This is a genomic window from Candidatus Krumholzibacteriota bacterium (assembly GCA_034520215.1).
Classification (GTDB): domain Bacteria; phylum Krumholzibacteriota; class Krumholzibacteriia; order Krumholzibacteriales; family WJIX01; genus JAGHBT01.
Map to the genome: position 1 here is coordinate 127,302 of JAXHNR010000002.1, position 17,698 is coordinate 144,999.

A 17,698-nucleotide genomic window follows, 5' to 3' on the forward strand; every position below is an offset into this window, starting at 1 on the left:
TTCAATAATTAGATTATTTGCCCCATATCAGCGGTCCTTATCTGAAAAAAGTGTTGTTATAGAATGCTGTATTGGTATATTTAAAGAAACAAATTCATAGAGTTTAACTTATTTTTTTAAATAAGCCTGGAGAGTCAAAATGATTATAGGTGTACCAAAGGAGATTAAAGAGGATGAATACCGCGTTGCTCTTATCCCCGTCGGCGCGGAAACCCTTGTAAAAAACGGCCATAAGGTTCTCGTGCAGAAAGGGGCGGGAAAAGGGAGCGGCTTTGAAGACAAGGAATACCGTGAAGCCGGCGCGGCAATAGTCGCCAAAGCTGCTGATATCTTCCGCCGCAGCGACATGATCATAAAGGTAAAGGAACCTCAGCCCGTTGAGATCAAAAAGTGCCGTAAAAACCAGATTATATTTACCTACTTCCATTTCGCCGCCAGCCGCTCACTTACCGAAGGCATGGCACGGAGCGGAGCAACGTGTATAGCGTACGAGACAATGGCGGATGAAGACGGTTCACTGCCTCTTTTGATACCTATGAGCGAAGTGGCGGGAAGGATGGCCGTGCAGGAAGGCGCGAAATACCTCGAACGTCCCATGGAGGGAACCGGTCTTCTTCTCGGCGGAGTGCCGGGGGTTGAACCCGCCAAGGTTGCCATAATCGGCGGAGGTATAGTCGGGGCAAACGCCGCGAAAATGGCCGCCGGGCTGGGAGCGAAAGTGACAATCCTCGACATCGATCTCGAGAGATTGCGCTATCTCAGCGACGTCCTGCCGGCTAATGTAACTACGTTAATGTCCAATCCGGAAAATATCCGCAGATCGGTAGCTGAATCGAATCTCGTAATAGGAGCTGTTCTTATAAGGGGAGCAAAAGCCCCGCGTCTGGTTACGAAGAAAATGCTCAAGTCTATGAAAAAGGGTTCCGTCATTGTGGATGTCGCTGTTGATCAGGGCGGCTGTATAGAAACCATTAAGCCCACAACACACACCAACCCGACTTATATCATTAACGGCGTAGTCCACTACGGCGTCGCAAATATGCCGGGAGCTGTCGCGAGAACCTCAACATACGCTCTTACAAACGCCACTCTTCCTTTCGCCGTCAAGATCGCAAACGACGGCTTTGAAAAGGCGGCAAAGAAGAGCGGAATTATATGGACGGGTGTAAATATACTAAACGGCAGCATTACCGACAGAGCGGTAGCTAAAGCCTTCAGGAAGAAATACACACCGCTTGAAGAACTTCTGTAGCGCACATTTTGCCGATACAAAATAGAAGAATAATTAAAGGTCTTCCGAATGAAACGGAAGACCTTTAATTTATATTCACTCTATAAGCCAAGAAACAGGAAACTAATCCTTTTTCGGATAACCTTCACTGTGAAGGTGCTCTTCTATCTCTTTAAGTGTGTCCGGGTCGTCTATAGTCGACGGAACTTTGAAATCCTTGCCGTCCGCTATCTTCCGGATCGTCCCTCTCAATATCTTTCCAGACCTCGTTTTCGGCAGTCTTTCCACTACTATCGCCTTTTTGAAGCTGGCGACCGCTCCTATTTCACCGCGCACCATTGAGATAAGTTCACTCGCGATCTCATCCTTATCCCTGTTTACACCGTCTTTGAGTACTACAAATCCCACTGGCAGCTGCCCCTTGAAAGAATCGGCGACCCCCAGAACGGCACATTCAGCTATATCGGGATGAGTGGCGATAACCTCTTCCATTCCTCCGGTTGAAAGCCTGTGGCCGGCGACATTTATAACATCGTCAACCCTCCCCATGATATAAACATATCCGTCTTCGTCTATAAAGCCGCCGTCGCCCGTAAAGTAGTACCCCTTGAACATATCCGTGTAAGATTCTTTGAATTTCTCGTCGTTACGCCAGATTGTAGTCAGCGTTCCCGGGGGAAGCGGAAGTTTGATAACCACTATTCCCTCTTCTCCGGCAGGGAGCTTCTGTCCCTGATTATCAAGAATCTCGACCTGATAGCCGGGCACGGGCTTGGTAGAGGAACCCGCTTTTACTTCGAACTGTTCTATCCCCATACAGTTCGCGACAATTGCCCATCCTGTCTCTGTCTGCCACCAGTGATCTATCACGGGAACTTTAAGTAAATCTCCCGCCCAGTCATAAGTGTCGGGGTCAAGTCTCTCTCCGGCCAAAAACAAATATTTAAATCCAGACAGGTCATAGTCTTCAAGCAGTTTGCCCTCGGGATCCTCCTTCTTTATTGCCCTGAAAGCTGTTGGAGCGGTAAAAAGGGCCTTGACCCGGTGCTCCGATATTACACGCCAGAAAGCGCCCGCGTCGGGTGTTCTTACGGGTTTACCCTCGTAGAGGATGGTAGTACATCCGTGAAGTAGAGGTCCGTAGACAATATACGAATGGCCGACCACCCAGCCCACATCAGACGCGGCCCAGTATACATCTCCCGGGTCGATCCCGTATACGTTCTTCATGCTCCACTTCAAAGCTACCGCGTGTCCTCCGTTATCCCGTACAACACCCTTCGGCATACCCGTAGTTCCGGAGGTATAAAGAATATAAAGGGGATCAGTTGACTTGACGGGTACACAGTCAACGGGCTTGCTCTCACGGGTTATTTCTTCCCAGTCTATATCCCTTCCCTCTATCATTTCCGCCGGAGCCTCTTTCCGCTGAAAAACAATACTCTTTTCCGGCTTGTTCTTCGAAAGCTTAATTGCTTTATCAAGAAGGGGTTTGTATTCTATCACTTTTTTTACTTCTATTCCGCATGAAGCAGAGACGACCACCTTGGGATTGGCGTCGTCTATCCTTATGGCCAGCTCATGGGCCGCGAAACCTCCGAAGACCACGGAGTGAATAGCCCCTATCCTGGCGCACGCCAACATAGCGACAGCGGCCTGAGGAATCATCGGCATATATATAACGACCCGGTCTCCCCTGCCGACACCGAGCGAGGAGAGAGCGCCCGCGAATCTGCTGACTCTGCCCAAAAGATCGCTATAAGTGAACTTTTCCTTTTTCCCTGTTACCGGGCTGTCGTAGATAAGCGCTGTTTGATCCGCCCTCCCGTTTTCCACGTGCCTGTCAAGCGCGTTATAACAGGTGTTCATTTCGCCGTCGGCAAACCACCTGTAGAAGGGTTTATTTGAATCATCGAGTATCTCAGTCGGGGGTTTGTACCAGTCAATACCCTCTGAGGCTTTTTTCCAGAAAATTTCAGGGTTTTCTATAGATTCATTATACTGCTCTTTGTAATCGCCTTTCATGCGTCCTCCTTACAATCATCCCGCTTATTAAAAAGACGGCGCTCTTAAATCAGCACCTTGCTTGTTTTTCGTTCATCATTGATTTTACAGTATGTATAATAATTATTTATTACACGGGCGACAACCATTTCCCGACATAAACCGGTAATCGCGGTCTTTTTACATCCCGCGCGGCGAAGAGAGGTTGTCACCGCTTTATAATTTCTACCATTTCCCTTACAGCCCGCTCAATTCCCACAAATACGGCTCTCGAGATGATGCTGTGCCCGATATTAAGCTCTTCTATTTCTGTAATCAGCACTACCGGCCTGACGTTATGGTATGTAAGTCCGTGTCCGGCGTGAACGTGAAGCCCGTATTTGACTGCTGTTTTCGCCGCGTCTTCCAGTCTTCCCAGTGCGGCATCACGATCCCCGCGGCTGATATTCGCGTATTCTCCCGTGTGGATTTCTATCGCGTCAAAACCCATCTTCGCCGCCGCCTTTATCTGGGAAATTTCCGGATCTATAAAAGCCGTTGTCTTTATCCCGCCCCCTTTCAGAGCCGTCACAATATCGCCGTATTTACTGCCGTCGGCGAGAAGGTTCAATCCGCCCTCAGTTGTCAGCTCCTCTCTCTTCTCGGGAACCAGCGTTACAGAATCTGGATGCATTGCCATGGCTATCTCCTGCATTTCGGCACTCGCCGCCATCTCCTGGTTGACCATAGTCTGAGCCATTTCACTTATAAGCCTGACGTCACGGTTCTGTATATGCCTTCTGTCTTCCCTCAAATGAAAGGTTATCTGATCGGCGCCCCCCTGTTCAGCCATCATCGCGGCGGTCACGGGATCCGGTTCAATGGTCTTTCTTGCTTCTCTCAAAGTGGCAATATGGTCTATATTTACTCCCAGTCTCATACGTTTCAAATCCGCCTCCTTATCCTTTGCTGTTTTTTGATATCCTCGGTATCTCCCTTAAATTTACAAAACTTATCCCCCTTTTTCCAGCTTCGTCTTCCATCCACAGCAGATCTTTGAAACTTTCCCGCCTTACATGCAGAATCCCGAGCGCCCAGCCTCTTCTTTCCGCGATATCCATTATTTTCACCATATTACTCCTGACATCCGCCCCCCTGTTATCGAGAAAAATATCGTTCCTCAGAGACGGCATGCCCATTGAAGGGGCGATTTTACCCGCGACCGACTTAGAAGAGGTAAGACTGTCGAAAAAGAAGAGGTTGTGCTTTCGGCATACCGAGAGGACCGCTTTCATCACCCTTGAATCCTCGGTAGCTTTTGACCCCTGATGATTGTTCATTCCCACAACTCCCGGGGTATTAGAGATCGCGTCTTCAACAATTCCTTTAATCCTCTCATCACTCATAGAGACCCGCACAACAGGAACGCTGCCGCAGTCATCCGCTCCCCCTCTGGGTTCCATGGGCAGGTGACACAAAGCATCTTTCCCGGCTTTGTCTGCAAGCCGGCAGATATCCTTTGAATATTTAAGCCCCGGTATGACAGATACGGTAATGTTTATATCAAGCCCGAGAAAATCCCTCACCAGTCTATTGTTGAAAAAACCGAAATCATCCACCACTAATGCCACAACCGGCCGCTTTTCAGGAGCAAGAACAGCATCAGCGCTTTTTGATATAATACACCTGTGAGTAACGCGGTTTCTTGTCCCTATCTCCATCTCTATTTTGTTTCCGGAGTCCCTTTCATAACAGCTTCTGACGCGCCCCCCTATTTCTTCGACCTTCATGTCTATTATATTATTTATCTTTATCAATGAACAGTCGGCGGGCACGTTGGTTCTCACAAGATATATATACCCGGATTCTACTCTCTCACCCGGTATGATCTCAATCGTATCCTTCTTGATTCCGTATTGTTTAAGAGCTTCCAGAAGACTGCCGGCGATATCTCTCCGTACATCTTCGTACTTTCCGCCGAAACCCATATCAAGCAAAAATATTCTTCCGTGAGTGGTGCTGAAATATCTTGCCGTTCCAAAGGCAATTATGACAAGAAGTGCGAGAAGCCCCGCGAATATCTTGAGTCTTGCCGCTATCTGCTTCTTTGTTTTCCGCTTCTTCGCGGCCAATTGGAAGTCTCCCTTCGAAATAGAATAGTATTTGCCGTTATAGAAGATGATCGTATGACGAGCGCGCGGCACCTCGCGCAGTGCATGGATTATAAATACTCCGCGGGTGCAATGTCAAGAGAGGTAAAATATTTTGTGGAGTTTCCCCAATTTTTATAACCTATAAGGTAGTCGATGATTTGTAACAGTATGCGGCTGATTGATATTTTCAAAATCGTGGTCGATTTCCCCGGCGAGGAAACCGCCACTCCCACCTCGGGCTCGCTCTTTCTGCCCCTTCGGGCCAGAAATCCTTGCCCGCTCGCCCTCCGGAGGGTTTTGAAAATATCAATCAGCCGCACTCATCAGCAATGAAAGCCCTATTCCACTTACCAATCCTGATAACTGATTGTATCTCGCAATGTTATTACAATACTTGCCGAATTTTCAGAGGGAACTCCAAAGGTAAAATATTTTCGAGCTCTCAGGGGAGAGCTGTAAAAAAGCCCTCTGTTTTCGAGGGCTTGAATATGAGAATTATAAATCTTTTTATAATTAGTTCCGGCGCACTATTTGGGCACATCCCGCGCACGGTATAAAAGATACTTTTCCGGATCTTCGGGGTCGGGGCCGATGAAAAATTCAACATCGGAATCTCCGTTGTAGATTTTTGTCTCTCCCGGATTATCAGGGTCAGGTAATTCAAAGGTAAAAAAGTAATTTACCTTTTTACTCCAGAAACCATCTCCCATACCACTCTCTTCAGTCCAGTCAGAGTCAAGACCAGAATATTCACTCAGAGTAATGTTTAATGTTCCTACGGCATTATTGAATATTCCTTGTGTCCCCATCCACTCCTCTTGGTACGAAAGGATTTCCCCATATTCACTTACATCAGTTGGCTGATTGTACCAGATATAGCCGTCAGAAAATTCCGGTTCCGGCCGCTGATCCGGTTCAAGAAGCAGTTCCTTGTACTTTTCTATATCTTTTTCCTCATAGACCCTGTCTATAATTTCAATACAATGATCCTTCTCCGTTCGATCGGGCCACGGTTCTTCATTTACCGGCTGATCTGTTGTTTCCTTTGGGTCAAGTATACATCCTGATGTTATAATAACCGAGAAAATCAAGGTTAAACTCAGTGCCGCCTGCAGTAATCTTCTAATCTTCATTGTCTGTATACCTCCTGGGCACATACAAATCACATGTTTATAATACCACATATATAAATAATATACAAGCTTGAAAATAATATTACTATGTGGAGTTTCCCCAATTTTTATAACCTATAAGGTAGTCGATGATTTGTAACAGTATGCGGCTGATTGATATTTTCAAAATCGTGGTCAATTCCCCCGGCGAGGGAATTGCCACTCCCGCCTCGGGCTCGCTCTTTCTGCCCCTTCGGGTCAGAAATCCTTGCCCGCTCGCCCTCCGGAGGGTTTTGAAAATATCAAACAGCCGCACTCATCAGCAATGAAAGCCCTATTCCACTTACCAATCCTGATAACTGATTGTATCTCGAAAAGTTATTACAATACTTGCCGAATTTTCAGAGGAAACTCCTGTATTACTATATATCTTAAAAAAACTGCCACCCTGTTTATTTATCAATCCGCACCGCTTAGTCTTCCGCGCAGAAGTCCAGACGTACCATAGTCTTGAAGGATATCCTTATCTTCCCACTCCACAAGCTTCCACCCCCCCTGACCTGCGGCTTCGAGTGTAAATCTCGCCACACCCCCGTAAATTACCTCTCCTGAGCCTGAATCCAGCGTAATCAAATATTCCCCTTCAAACCACGGCTGATCCCCCTCGGCGTTCTCCTCATCAAAGGAACCGCCGTTTTCAGTCCCTGAGCCGAAAAATATCTCCCTGCGGGCAGCATAATCCGATTTCAGCCGGTCGAGCATATTCATCTCCCGCTCTTTGTCCCATCCGCTTAGATCCGGATACTGCATTTCGTCCTCTGTCCGGGGGATAAATATGAAACCGTCGGAAATTGTTCTTTCGTAATTCGAGTTTCCGGGTTCCGAAAGGCCTGAGGACAGGTTCTTGAATATATCCCTTGGAACTTCGGGCTCCACCCAGGTGTCCTCACCTCCAGCTCCCGGGTCCTGCGCCTCTCTGGGTTCGAAAAGACATCCTCCCTGCGGCAGGGCGAACGCTGAAATCATCAAGCTCAAGAGTATTATACCTCTGATATTCCGCATACTTATCTTCTCCTAAAAATCAAACGTCAGTTTCATATTAATGTCCCAGTATTTTCTCATAGCCTCTGAGATGCGATTTCCGTAATTCCTTACATAAGCCACGTCAAGTTTTATGTTCCCGTTTCCCACTACATCTTTCTCCCCTTCGAAGCCGACCTTCAAAGTTCCTGAATCGTAGAAATTCGAGTTCGTAACGATCCTCTCTTCGTTCTCCACGCCGAGACTGTTCCTCTTTTCGGTCCGGAATAGCGCGCTTGAAAAGAGGTTGAGAAAATCGGCCGCTTTGTAATCAACATTCATCTTCAACCGGTGTTTGAAGTTTTCCCTCGTCCTGTTGTAATGTTTTTCGTCTTCAACGGTCAGGTAGCTTCCGGAATCCCTCATGTCGTACTTATGATTGATACCAAAGTTCAAACCCCTCTGAAACCTCATTTTTGCTTTCGTGTCAAGTATTGTCGTCCTGTCGAGGTAGTTCTGGTTTCTGTCGAATGTAAACTCTGTATATTCCATTTTTACCTCATAGCTCTGCGAAATGGTTATCCAGCCGGCCGGTTTGATGCTGAATTCCGGAATAAGCCTGTAAATATATTCAACATTATTATCACTGGACAGCGAGGCGTCGATATTCCTGGTTTCATACCTGCTGGCTTTAACTTCGACCTTCGCGTCAACATTTTCGAAAGGTTGCGCGGACATTTCCGCGCCGCCTCCATAATAGTAGTAATCCACGTCACGCGGGTTTTCCTCGTACTTCTTATAGAATTTCTGGCTTAACGACATGCGCCCGTTTGCCGAAATACTAAGGTCTTCACCGAGCATCTGAGAAGCCCTGAATCCGAGCTTATTGTCATCCTCGCTGTAACTCGAAACAGAATTAAACCCGTAATCCATATCCGTTCTTGTCTTCTCAAACGTAAATGTGGCGGAACCTCTTTCACTGAACTTGTAAATTGTATTCGCTTTAAGATTGTCCTTTGTGTAGCTTTTCGACAACCTCTTGTCCACATCGTATTCCTTGTCATCGAGTGAATGCTTGAATTCTATTTCCACCGTGACAAAACTGGCGGGCTTGAATCCCGAGTTTACACTTAAAATCTCTCCCTTTTCGTCTATCTGCTCCCTCTTCGCCAGCTCCGGGTTGTCAAGAATTTCAAGCGAATTTCCCCGCGGCGGCTCCACCCTTTTTATATCTCCGCTTTTCCTCTCATATTCTACCCTTAAATACTGTTCCTTACTCACCTCATAACCGGCATTTATCTTCAGCGTGTCGCTCCTGCTCGGTATGTCATTAAACTCGATCGAGCCGATCTCGCTGCTCTCCCTCGATATCAAAGTTCCGTACCCTCCGCTCAAGGTCAAGTCATCCCCTATCCTGTAGCTCATATGTCCGTGGGCCGAACCAGTCATTTTTCTGTCATATTTAAAATCCTGCTGGCCCTGGACGTAATCACCCTCAAGAGAAATAAGTGATTTAGCGTTTTTGAAAATGGGTTTATTATAATCGAATTTTACCCCCGCCCTCTCATTTTCGAAGATAATATCCTTGCCGAACCTGGACAGCGAAACGGTCTTGCTCTTCCTGTAATCCTCTCCGGCGCTGAGAGAAATCATATAATGGTCCGGCTTGATCTTGACGGCTGAGTTCTTGAAACTCTCAGAGAGATCTACCATATTTCTCGTTCTGTTTTTTTCTTTTTTTACATTAATACTGCTGTTTATAATCCATCCGCCTCCCGGATTGATAATCACCTTCATGCCGCTTCCCAGGCTTATTTTCGACATCCCGGCCCTAGATGTGACGTTCCATTTCGGAGTAAAAAGCCGGGGGTTTTCCTGATCAGCAGATTTTTCTGTTTTAAGCGTATCTCCCTTAGAAGAGCTCGCCGCGGTCATTGTCGAATCGCTTCCGGCGGCGCGTACTCCCGCGCTTCCGGCAAATAATAGCAGAATCATAACTCGAAGCAGCTCTTTACGCGATTTCATCCTATCTCCAAATACGAAGAAAACAAACAGAACCAATCGTCCAGGGTTAATTCTTCAGCCCTCTTGCCGAGATCGACTCCCGAGAGGTCTTCGAGCCTTTCAGCCCTTTCCCTTTTATCAGAGTCTTTTTTTCTGAAAAGAACATTTCTCAGTTTCTTCCTCCGCTTCGAGAAGGCCTTCTTCAAAAACTTAAAATACAGGCCTCTGTTCTCCGGCGCCCTCTCCTTCGGGTCTCTGGTAAACCTGAGCACCGCGCTTTCTACGCCCGGCCGCGGGTAGAACGAGCCGGCGGCAACCTTCAGCACCTTCTCGACTTTCAGGTAGCTCTGCAGGAAAACGGACAGAAGGCCGCACCTGCTGTCACCCGGAAGAGCCGCGACGCGCTCTGAGACTTCCTTCTGGACCATAATAACCGCCCGGGTGCAGCCCTCCCACTCGGGAATTCTGATGAGGATACTGCTGGTAAGCATATATGGAATATTTCCGATTACTTTGTACTCCTCCTTTTTTCTTCTCAGCGCTTCCGCTTCAAAATCTACTTTAAGCACGTCTTCATTAACTACTTCAACCTTATCATCCCTGAAAACACACTTCAGATCATCGGCGAGGGCCCTGTCAATCTCAAAAACCACAAGGTCAGCTCCGCTTTCTGAAAGGCGCGAAGTAAGAGCTCCTTTGCCCGGACCTATCTCGAAGACTAATTCTTCAGGGCCGGGATCAATCGCCTCAACTATTTTGCCCGCGACAGAGTCGGTCACAAGATAATTCTGCCCGAGGCTCTTTTTCGGTTTCCTGTGCATATTGTCTGCCAAGGACCGATCCTCCCTCTTCCCTTATTATCAACAAGCGCAGGATCACCCGCCCGCCCTTGTTGAAGCCGGGCCTGGATAATTCAGACTTGCCGTTGCCTTTAACATTCTAACATACTACCATAATCAAATGACGGCGTACTATAAATACTGTCTTTTCTCTTTTCCAAAAAGATTATCACACTCGAGGATTATTAGGGGGATCCAGCTGCCAGTTTCTTACTTTAAATTCCACATCCGGAATATTTTCAGCCGCATTCCTGCATTTCTCAATATCAACTCCCGGGAAATCCACCGCTGTAACAACACAATTCATATCTGACTCGGCCGCTCTGGTAATAAATTCCATTACGGCATCATAGGCCTTATAGCCCGCGTCGGGCCTGCAAAGCCGCAGATAGCTGTCTCTGTCGAAGGCATTCATGCTTACCGAAACAACATCAAAATACTCCTCGAGACGGGGCACAATATCAGACTTGTTTATCATGTTCCCCTGTCCGTTCGTGTCCAGTCTGACAGGTATGCCGTACTTTTTCAGGGTTTCAGCCACTTTCAATATTACGTCAAGCCTCGCGGTCGGTTCTCCGTATCCGCAGAATACGATTTCCTTAAAAGCCCGCCGGCCCAGCTCTTCCGCGGCACTTTCTATTATATCTTCTATTTCCGGCTCGGTGAGCAAATTCAGGTTATAGCCGTAAAGCTCATTATTCTTTTTTCCCGCGGGACAGAACCGGCAATCATTTGTACAAAAATTAGTTACGTTAAGATAAAGATTATCCTTTATCGAGTAGCTTATACTCTCGGCGGGAGAGTTTTCATTCTGAAGAACTCTTCTATAATTTGATTCTGTCGCTCTTTCGATATCTTCCGGGGAAACGCCTTTTATATCAGCAACTTTCTCGGCAACAAGTTTGACGTAGGACGGCTCGTTCCTCTTCCCTCTGTAAGGGACCGGTGGCAGATAGGGACAATCTGTCTCGAGCACAAAACCGCTGGAAGGAAGGCGTTTGACTGCTTCGGGAAGACGGGAGTTTTTATATGTAACGGGGCCTCCTATTCCAACAAGAAAACCAAGCCCGAGAATCTCTTCCGCCTCTTTAGTTCCCCCCTGAAACGCGTGAAATATCCCCCCTACCTCCCCTGCCCCTTCCCGCTTAATTATCTCAATAACGTCATCGAAGGCTTCCCTGCAATGCACTACTATAGGTTTCCCGAAATAGATCGCGATAGCGATCTGCTTTTTGAATATTTCCTGCTGAACATCGCGCGGCGAAAGGTCCCGGTAGTAATCCAGCCCTATTTCCCCGACAGCCAACACTTTCTTTCTAAAAAGGGCCTTCTTTATCTTATCCTCAATATCCATATTCCACTTTTCGGCTTCATGAGGATGTATCCCCACAGCCGCGAACAGGGGACCGTACTTTTCACTGAGAGCTAAAGTCTCGTCAATCGATTCCGGGTCAAAACTGATACCGACCATTTCCCCCACGCCGGATGAAAGCGCACGCTCTATGACACTCTCGCGGTCTTCCGCGAATTTCTTCATATTCAGGTGTACGTGTGAGTCAATAAGCATATCTCTTCAGTCCTGACTCCGTGCTTCAGTCGTTCTTATCAATCCTGGGAAAAAGCGGATCCGGTTTACTTAGTCCTTTTATTCCGGATTCATCGAGCGGCAGGGAATCCAATGTGAGATCTTCCGCCCCCAGCCCCCTTAGCATCTCCGACATTTTATCCGGCATGAACGGAGAAAGAACCACTCCCGCGGTCTTAAGAACCGCGAGCAACTGACGGAATACTTCCGACAACTTTTCGTCCGCGCTTTCGTCTCCACCCAGTTTCCAGGGTTTTTCCTCCTCGATAAACCGGTTCGCTCTCTGAATGACCCGCCAGAAGGCATCCAGTGCTCTTGAAAACTGCATTTCGTCCATAAAGCGTATATATTCCGAAAACGCCTCGGAAAGGGGTTTATAAAGAGCCGATTCCGGGCCGAAGGGCCCCGTCTCAACATTACCTCCCAGATATTTCACGATCATCGAGGAAGTTCTGCTGAAAAGATTGCCCAGCTCATTGGCAAGCTCCGCGTTATATCGGTTAACCAGCAAATCGATTGAAATATCTCCATCCCTGTCAAAAGGCACTTCCCTCATCAGCAGATATCGTAATCCGTCTGTTCCGAATTTTCCTTCAATAATCTCAGGGTCCAGCACGTTGCCTCTCGTCTTGCTCATTTTTTCACCGGAAAGAGAGATAAATCCGTGAGCAAAAACGCTTTTAGGAAGCGGCTCTCCGGCGGCCATTAACATCGCGGGCCAGATTATACAATGAAATCTGGTTATATCTTTTCCGATTACATGAATGTCGGCGGGCCAGTATTTTTCGTACATTTCTCCGTCTCTTCCGTAACCAAGAGCCGATATGTAACTTGTCAGAGCGTCGAACCACACATAAATCACGTGCCTGCTGTCAGTCGGCAGCGGAATACCCCAGTCTTTCCCTATTCTCGAAACGGAGATATCCTCCAACCCTCCTTTTATCACGTTTACTATTTCATTACGCCTCTTCTCAGGACGGATAAACCGGGGGTTTTTCTCGATATGTTCGAGGAGGGGAGCTTCAAATTTTTTGAGAGCAAAAAAGTAGTTCTCCTCGTCTATTTCTTTGGGTTCCTGCTTATGCTTGGGGCAGAGACCGTCAACCAGGTCTTTTCCACTTATGAATTCTTCGCATGATTCACAGTAAAACCCTTTATATCTACCCCTATAGATATACCCCGCGTCATCAATTCTGGAAAAAATTCTCTTTACACTTTCAACGTGCCTCTCTTCAGTCGTATGTATAAAATCATCAAAGGATATGTTCAGCCCCTTCCACACTCCCCTGAATTCCCCTGACATCTCACGGCAATACTCCAGTACGTCAACACCTCTTTTTTTCGCTTCATTGGCGACATTGGCGCTGTGTTCATCATTTCCCATAAGGAAAAAGGTGTCAAACCCCTGCTTTCGTTTATAGCGGGCCATTACATCGGCTCCGATCTTCTCATAGGCAGTCCCCAGATGAGGTCTCTGGTTTACATAATCAATCGCCGTTGTTATGTAGAATGTTTTTCTTCCCATCTCCTATAAACAGCTCCCTTCACTTATTCTGCTTTTTTATTGTCTGTGTTTTCAGTTGTCTTTTTCTCGCCGGCTGAATCTTCTTCAACAGACTCGTCGAGAAAAGACCTAGCCGGAATTTCCACTGTTTCTCCATCCATGTCAGTCATAATAACGCTTCTTTTGAAGAAATTTGTCTTCTCCACTCTGTACTGTTTGTCCTTGTACCTGACATTACTGCCGCTTTTAGGTATACCCTTCATAAAATCCTTGTACTCATCCAGTTCAAAGGCGAGACAGCACATCAGCCTGCCGCAAACTCCCGAAATCTTTGCCGGCGTCAGAGGAAGATTCTGTTCCTTCGCCATCTTAAGCGTGATCGGGTTAAAATTCTTTATAAAAAGAGAACAGCAGAGTCTTCTCCCGCACATCCCGACTCCGTCAAACCTTCTGGCCTCATCCCTTACTCCAATCTGGCGGAGGTCTATCCGTGTTTTGAAAACCGCGGCCAGATCCCTTACCAATTCCCTGAAATCTATCCTTTTATCTGAAGTAAAATAAAATGTTATTTTGTTCCCGTCGAACTGCCACTCTACATCAACCAGTTTCATTGGGAGTTTATGTTCATCCACTTTCTGCTGGCAAATCTCGAGAGCCTCATCTTCTTTTTTATGGGCTTCTTCGATTTCCTTCATATCGGAGTCAGTTGCATGTCTTAAGATATGCTTCTCAATATCTTTGAGCTCTTCACCTCTCCCCGTGTAAATATCCATGATTATACCAATATCTTCACCCCTGTCTGCTTCCACTATACAGTAGTTCCCCTCTTTCAGATACAGCTGTTTAGCGTTAAGAAACAGTTCTTTCCTTAAAGATTTGAATTTGACTTCGACTATTTCCATAACTCTCTCCGGGGGCTGAATATTCATATCAATACTCTACGGTTTTAGCTTATAGAACCAAAACCTGCCGCTATGGATATGGCTTCAATTTAATACCACTCGCCCGCCAAATCAAGCATGAGTTGGAGGAGGGTCAGTTCGACATCGGCGTTTCTGGAAAGATTTTCAGACGCTTTGAATATTTTTTCTAAATCGGCTGGTATATTCCTCTTCTTGGCCCCGGCTATTCTTTCTCTTCCCAGTTCGGCTAGGACCGCCTCTTGCAGTTCTCCCCTTTTCTGATCACTTTTCATTAAAATGCGAAAGACTCTGGCGATTTCCTCAAGGAGTGCCGCGAGCTCTTCACGGTCGTACTCTACGGCCAGCGCTTCTGTTTCAAGAGTAATATTTCTTCCTTCCCCGTCGAGGATTAATCCGACGATCCGTTCGGCTTTCCTTACCAGGCCCCTGAACCTCTTGTCGCCGTATCTTACCGCCCTCCTGATATTTCCCTCCGCCAGAACCGCTCTCTTGATGGCTTCTTCCTTTTTCAAACCGCGGTTTTCAATCAGAAAAGATTCCACGTCGGCGGCGGACAGGTAATCAAACCTGACTTCGTAGCATCTCGAGGTTATTGTCGGCAGCAGTTTATCGGGAAATTCTGTCACAAGAATTATTACAACTGATTTTGGAGGCTCTTCAAGAAGCTTCAAAAAAGCGTTTTGGGCTTCTATAGTGGCGAGATGAGCTTCATATATGATAACCAATGTTTTTTTTCCTTCGAACGGGTGTTTCGACGCCTTTTCTATCACGTCTCTAATAAGGTCTATCCCAATGCTTCTGGCCTTGCGGCCGAATTCCCCGCTATTAAAGAAATCTTCTCTTCTACTTTCAATAACCACGGGATATGATTTCTCTATCGATCCATACGGAAGGGGGTATACTAAATGAACATCAGGATGTTCGAGCCTTGATATCTTAGAGCATACCGGACAGGAGAGTTCCTCTTTAAAACAATCTCCCGAACAGTTTATTCTGGCGGCGAAATATAGAGCCATGAGCTCCTTGCCCGATCCTTCCGGGCCGGCAAAAAGCATAGAGGAAGGAAGCTTCTCCCCTTCAAGCATGTGAGTAACGAGGTCCGAAACTCTCTTTTGTGATTTTGCTATCGACCTTGCAGCTTTCAGTATATCGATGCTGGAGCTCCTTATTCTATCCATTCCCCGGGGTTCAGGGCTTTCTTGGATTTTCTGATTTCAAAATGAAACACCCTGCCTCCAGAAACCGTAGAACTTGACACCTCCGCTATGATATCCCCTTTTTCAACCCGGTCTCCGTTCTTTACAAATATCCGGGCTATTCTCGCGTATAACGTATAGTAGCTGTCTCCGTGATTTATAATAATACAATTTCCATATCCGGAGAGTTCTCCGGCGTATTCGACTCTTCCGCGGGCCACTCCGCGAACAGGAGATCCTTCTCTGGCATCTATATCCAGACCGGAGTTGAAAGTAACCGTGCCGAATTCGGGGTTTCTTGATCTGCCGTATTCCCGGACAGTCCTGCCATTCACCGGCATCGGCATCTTGCCCTTAAGCCCCTCAAAATCCGGCTCTCCGAACTCTCCCCGCGTATCGATGCTTTCTTTCCTCTTCTCCAGTCGGGTAATAATATTTAAAAGATTCTCTTCAGCGGCAGCCAGTTCGTCTATTCTCCTCTCGTATTTTCTTTCTTTTTTCTTCAGCTGACCGAGAGCCCTCTTTCTTTCCTCTTCATTTTCCCGCAACTTGGCCAGTTCTCTCTTTTTTTCTTCGCTGGAGAGATACAGTTTATGAATCATCCGTACGAGTTTCGCCTTTTTTTTCGATATCTCTTCTTTTTTTGTTTTAATGTCATCTATAAAGGCCGCGTCTCTCGCGGCTACGATCAAAAAGAATTTGTACCTCTGGATGAGATCCGGGAAATCGTCGGCGTTCAGAATCTGCCGCCAGAAATCTCTGTCCCTCTCTTTGTAGATTTCCCTGAGTCTGCCCGAAAAGAGCTTCAGTCTCTGGGCATAAATCTCTTCGTTCCGATCCAGCGAGATTTTCAATAAATGCGCCTGTTTTTCCATCATATCTGCTTTTTCTTCTATTCCTTCAAGGAGGGACTTTGTCAAACTTCTCTCCTCTTTCAACTTCTCGAGGTAGTCTCCAACATTTTTCTCTTCGCGCTTCAACTGCTCTATATTCTTCCGCTGTTGTCTGATCTCTTCTCTCAATTTTGCCAGCTCTTTTTCCTTGTTGTTGATTTTTTCTCCGAGCCTGCTTTCCTGCGCACGCGGCGCGGCCGTTGCCGCGATAATAACAAGGAAAAAAAAGAGATATGCGGATCTGTTCTTCAAGTTTCCCATCCTGAAAAAAATTTATCTTTTAAGAAATTTCCTGACGGCAATAAAGCTTCCCGCGGCTCCCAGTAAAGCACATAAAACAACAAATCCCGCCACTCCTTCAAGCTGGAAAAACACTATTCCCGGCAAATACCTCTCGGCAAATGAATACACCACCCACAAGAGCAACATGGCTAATCCTGAGGATATGACCCCCTGAACCCCGCCCTCGATTATGAAGGGGACCTGTATGTAAGAGTTTGTCGCGCCCACCAATTTCATTATTTCAACGGATTTTTGTCTCGATAAGATCGATAACCTGACCGTATTAGATATCACGAAAATTACTGAAAGAAAAACTATCAACCCCAGGGCGAGCCCCGTCATATAAAAGCCCTTAACGAGTTTTTCGCCTCTTTCAACCCACTTTTTGCCGTATCTCGCTTCTTCTACTCCCTTCCACCCCATGGCAGTTTGAGCGATTTCCTTCATAAAAGAGCTCTCGGTCCGTTCTGGTTTCATCTGTACTCTGAACGCGTCCGGAAGAGGATTAGAGCTGAGTTCATCTAAAATCTCGCTGCTTTCTCCCAGCTGGTCGCGGAATTTCTTCAGCGCTTCTTCTTTTGAAACAAAAATAACTCCTTTTATACCTTCAATATCCAGAAGCTTATTTCTAATAATCTCGACTCTTTTGTTATCCAAACCGTCTTCAAGATAAACATAGACATATACCGCTTCCATTCCCCTGTCTATCACCATCGAAACATTCATAGTGATCAGAAGGAAAATCACGAGTACCAACAGAGAAAAACCCATAATAATGATAGATATCAGGTTAGAGAGTGTTCTGCGTTTCAGCATTCTCGTTGATTCGCCAATGATATATTTTACGTTATTTATACCCGCCATTCGAACCCCTCTGAGTCAATAAGACTACACTTAATCTTTATTCTGTTTTGCCCCTATCCTCTCCTATAGCGTTGTCAGTAAATTTTCTGGCGCGGTAATCAACGTGGGA

Annotated in this window: 14 protein-coding genes; 1 reads left to right on the forward strand and 13 read right to left on the reverse strand. The window is 46.5% G+C overall.

Translation table 11 applies throughout. From position 1 onward, the window contains the following. Window positions 1-139 precede the first annotated feature (139 nt). On the forward strand, window positions 140-1,252 hold the full coding sequence (gene ald / locus U5O15_07235) for an alanine dehydrogenase (protein MDZ7860444.1): 1,113 nt from the start codon (window positions 140-142) through the stop codon (window positions 1,250-1,252). A 102-nt stretch (window positions 1,253-1,354) separates the two neighbouring features. On the opposite strand, the gene U5O15_07240 is transcribed toward ald, so the two are convergent. From U5O15_07240 to U5O15_07300, 13 genes are all read right to left on the reverse strand, one after another. Next, complete coding sequence (locus U5O15_07240) at window positions 1,355-3,256, reverse strand: propionyl-CoA synthetase (GenBank protein MDZ7860445.1); 1,902 nt, start codon at window positions 3,254-3,256, stop codon at window positions 1,355-1,357. Between the two features lie 187 nt (window positions 3,257-3,443). Continuing rightward, window positions 3,444-4,154 (reverse strand): pyridoxine 5'-phosphate synthase, encoded by a 711-nt coding sequence (locus U5O15_07245; protein ID MDZ7860446.1) that lies wholly within the window; start codon window positions 4,152-4,154, stop codon window positions 3,444-3,446. Between the two features lie 19 nt (window positions 4,155-4,173). Continuing rightward, window positions 4,174-5,346 (reverse strand): divergent polysaccharide deacetylase family protein, encoded by a 1,173-nt coding sequence (locus U5O15_07250; GenBank protein ID MDZ7860447.1) that lies wholly within the window; start codon window positions 5,344-5,346, stop codon window positions 4,174-4,176. Between the two features lie 548 nt (window positions 5,347-5,894). Continuing rightward, the gene (locus U5O15_07255) at window positions 5,895-6,500 is read right to left on the reverse strand and encodes a hypothetical protein (GenBank protein MDZ7860448.1); all 606 of its coding nucleotides are present in this window, start codon (window positions 6,498-6,500) and stop codon (window positions 5,895-5,897) included. A gap of 438 nt (window positions 6,501-6,938) precedes the next feature. Beyond that, the gene (locus tag U5O15_07260) at window positions 6,939-7,541 is read right to left on the reverse strand and encodes a hypothetical protein (protein MDZ7860449.1); all 603 of its coding nucleotides are present in this window, start codon (window positions 7,539-7,541) and stop codon (window positions 6,939-6,941) included. A gap of 12 nt (window positions 7,542-7,553) precedes the next feature. Next, a complete protein-coding gene (locus U5O15_07265; GenBank protein ID MDZ7860450.1) occupies window positions 7,554-9,524 on the reverse strand; it encodes a hypothetical protein in 1,971 nt (656 codons plus the stop codon). Then, window positions 9,521-10,336 (reverse strand): 16S rRNA (adenine(1518)-N(6)/adenine(1519)-N(6))-dimethyltransferase RsmA, encoded by an 816-nt coding sequence (gene rsmA / locus U5O15_07270; GenBank protein ID MDZ7860451.1) that lies wholly within the window; start codon window positions 10,334-10,336, stop codon window positions 9,521-9,523. The genes U5O15_07265 and rsmA overlap by 4 nt, the downstream gene beginning before the upstream one ends. A 175-nt stretch (window positions 10,337-10,511) precedes the next feature. Then, complete coding sequence (locus U5O15_07275) at window positions 10,512-11,909, reverse strand: YchF/TatD family DNA exonuclease (protein MDZ7860452.1); 1,398 nt, start codon at window positions 11,907-11,909, stop codon at window positions 10,512-10,514. A 25-nt stretch (window positions 11,910-11,934) separates the two neighbouring features. Beyond that, window positions 11,935-13,452 carry a methionine--tRNA ligase gene (gene metG, locus U5O15_07280; protein ID MDZ7860453.1) on the reverse strand — a complete coding sequence of 506 codons (1,518 nt, stop codon included), beginning with the start codon at window positions 13,450-13,452 and terminating at the stop codon, window positions 11,935-11,937. Between the two features lie 23 nt (window positions 13,453-13,475). Then, window positions 13,476-14,360 (reverse strand): regulatory iron-sulfur-containing complex subunit RicT, encoded by an 885-nt coding sequence (ricT, locus tag U5O15_07285; protein MDZ7860454.1) that lies wholly within the window; start codon window positions 14,358-14,360, stop codon window positions 13,476-13,478. Window positions 14,361-14,422: 62 nt separating this feature from the next. Beyond that, on the reverse strand, window positions 14,423-15,532 hold the full coding sequence (locus U5O15_07290) for an AAA family ATPase (protein ID MDZ7860455.1): 1,110 nt from the start codon (window positions 15,530-15,532) through the stop codon (window positions 14,423-14,425). Further along, on the reverse strand, window positions 15,520-16,695 hold the full coding sequence (locus U5O15_07295; protein MDZ7860456.1) for a peptidoglycan DD-metalloendopeptidase family protein: 1,176 nt from the start codon (window positions 16,693-16,695) through the stop codon (window positions 15,520-15,522). Before U5O15_07295 ends, U5O15_07290 begins: the two co-directional genes overlap by 13 nt. A gap of 21 nt (window positions 16,696-16,716) precedes the next feature. Beyond that, on the reverse strand, window positions 16,717-17,589 hold the full coding sequence (locus U5O15_07300; GenBank protein MDZ7860457.1) for a permease-like cell division protein FtsX: 873 nt from the start codon (window positions 17,587-17,589) through the stop codon (window positions 16,717-16,719). Window positions 17,590-17,698: the final 109 nt, after the last annotated feature.

Bases quoted from the DNA above. Each gene is read 5' to 3' on its own strand.
- ald (MDZ7860444.1), top strand. From the start codon at position 140: ATGATTATAGGTGTACCAAAGGAGATTAAAGAGGATGAATACCGCGTT.
- U5O15_07240 (MDZ7860445.1), bottom strand. From the start codon at position 3,256: ATGAAAGGCGATTACAAAGAGCAGTATAATGAATCTATAGAAAACCCT.
- U5O15_07245 (MDZ7860446.1), bottom strand. From the start codon at position 4,154: ATGAGACTGGGAGTAAATATAGACCATATTGCCACTTTGAGAGAAGCA.
- U5O15_07255 (MDZ7860448.1), bottom strand. From the start codon at position 6,500: ATGAAGATTAGAAGATTACTGCAGGCGGCACTGAGTTTAACCTTGATT.
- U5O15_07260 (MDZ7860449.1), bottom strand. From the start codon at position 7,541: ATGCGGAATATCAGAGGTATAATACTCTTGAGCTTGATGATTTCAGCG.
- U5O15_07265 (MDZ7860450.1), bottom strand. From the start codon at position 9,524: ATGAAATCGCGTAAAGAGCTGCTTCGAGTTATGATTCTGCTATTATTT.
- U5O15_07275 (MDZ7860452.1), bottom strand. From the start codon at position 11,909: ATGCTTATTGACTCACACGTACACCTGAATATGAAGAAATTCGCGGAA.
- metG (MDZ7860453.1), bottom strand. From the start codon at position 13,452: ATGGGAAGAAAAACATTCTACATAACAACGGCGATTGATTATGTAAAC.
- ricT (MDZ7860454.1), bottom strand. From the start codon at position 14,360: ATGAATATTCAGCCCCCGGAGAGAGTTATGGAAATAGTCGAAGTCAAA.
- U5O15_07290 (MDZ7860455.1), bottom strand. From the start codon at position 15,532: ATGGATAGAATAAGGAGCTCCAGCATCGATATACTGAAAGCTGCAAGG.
- U5O15_07300 (MDZ7860457.1), bottom strand. From the start codon at position 17,589: ATGGCGGGTATAAATAACGTAAAATATATCATTGGCGAATCAACGAGA.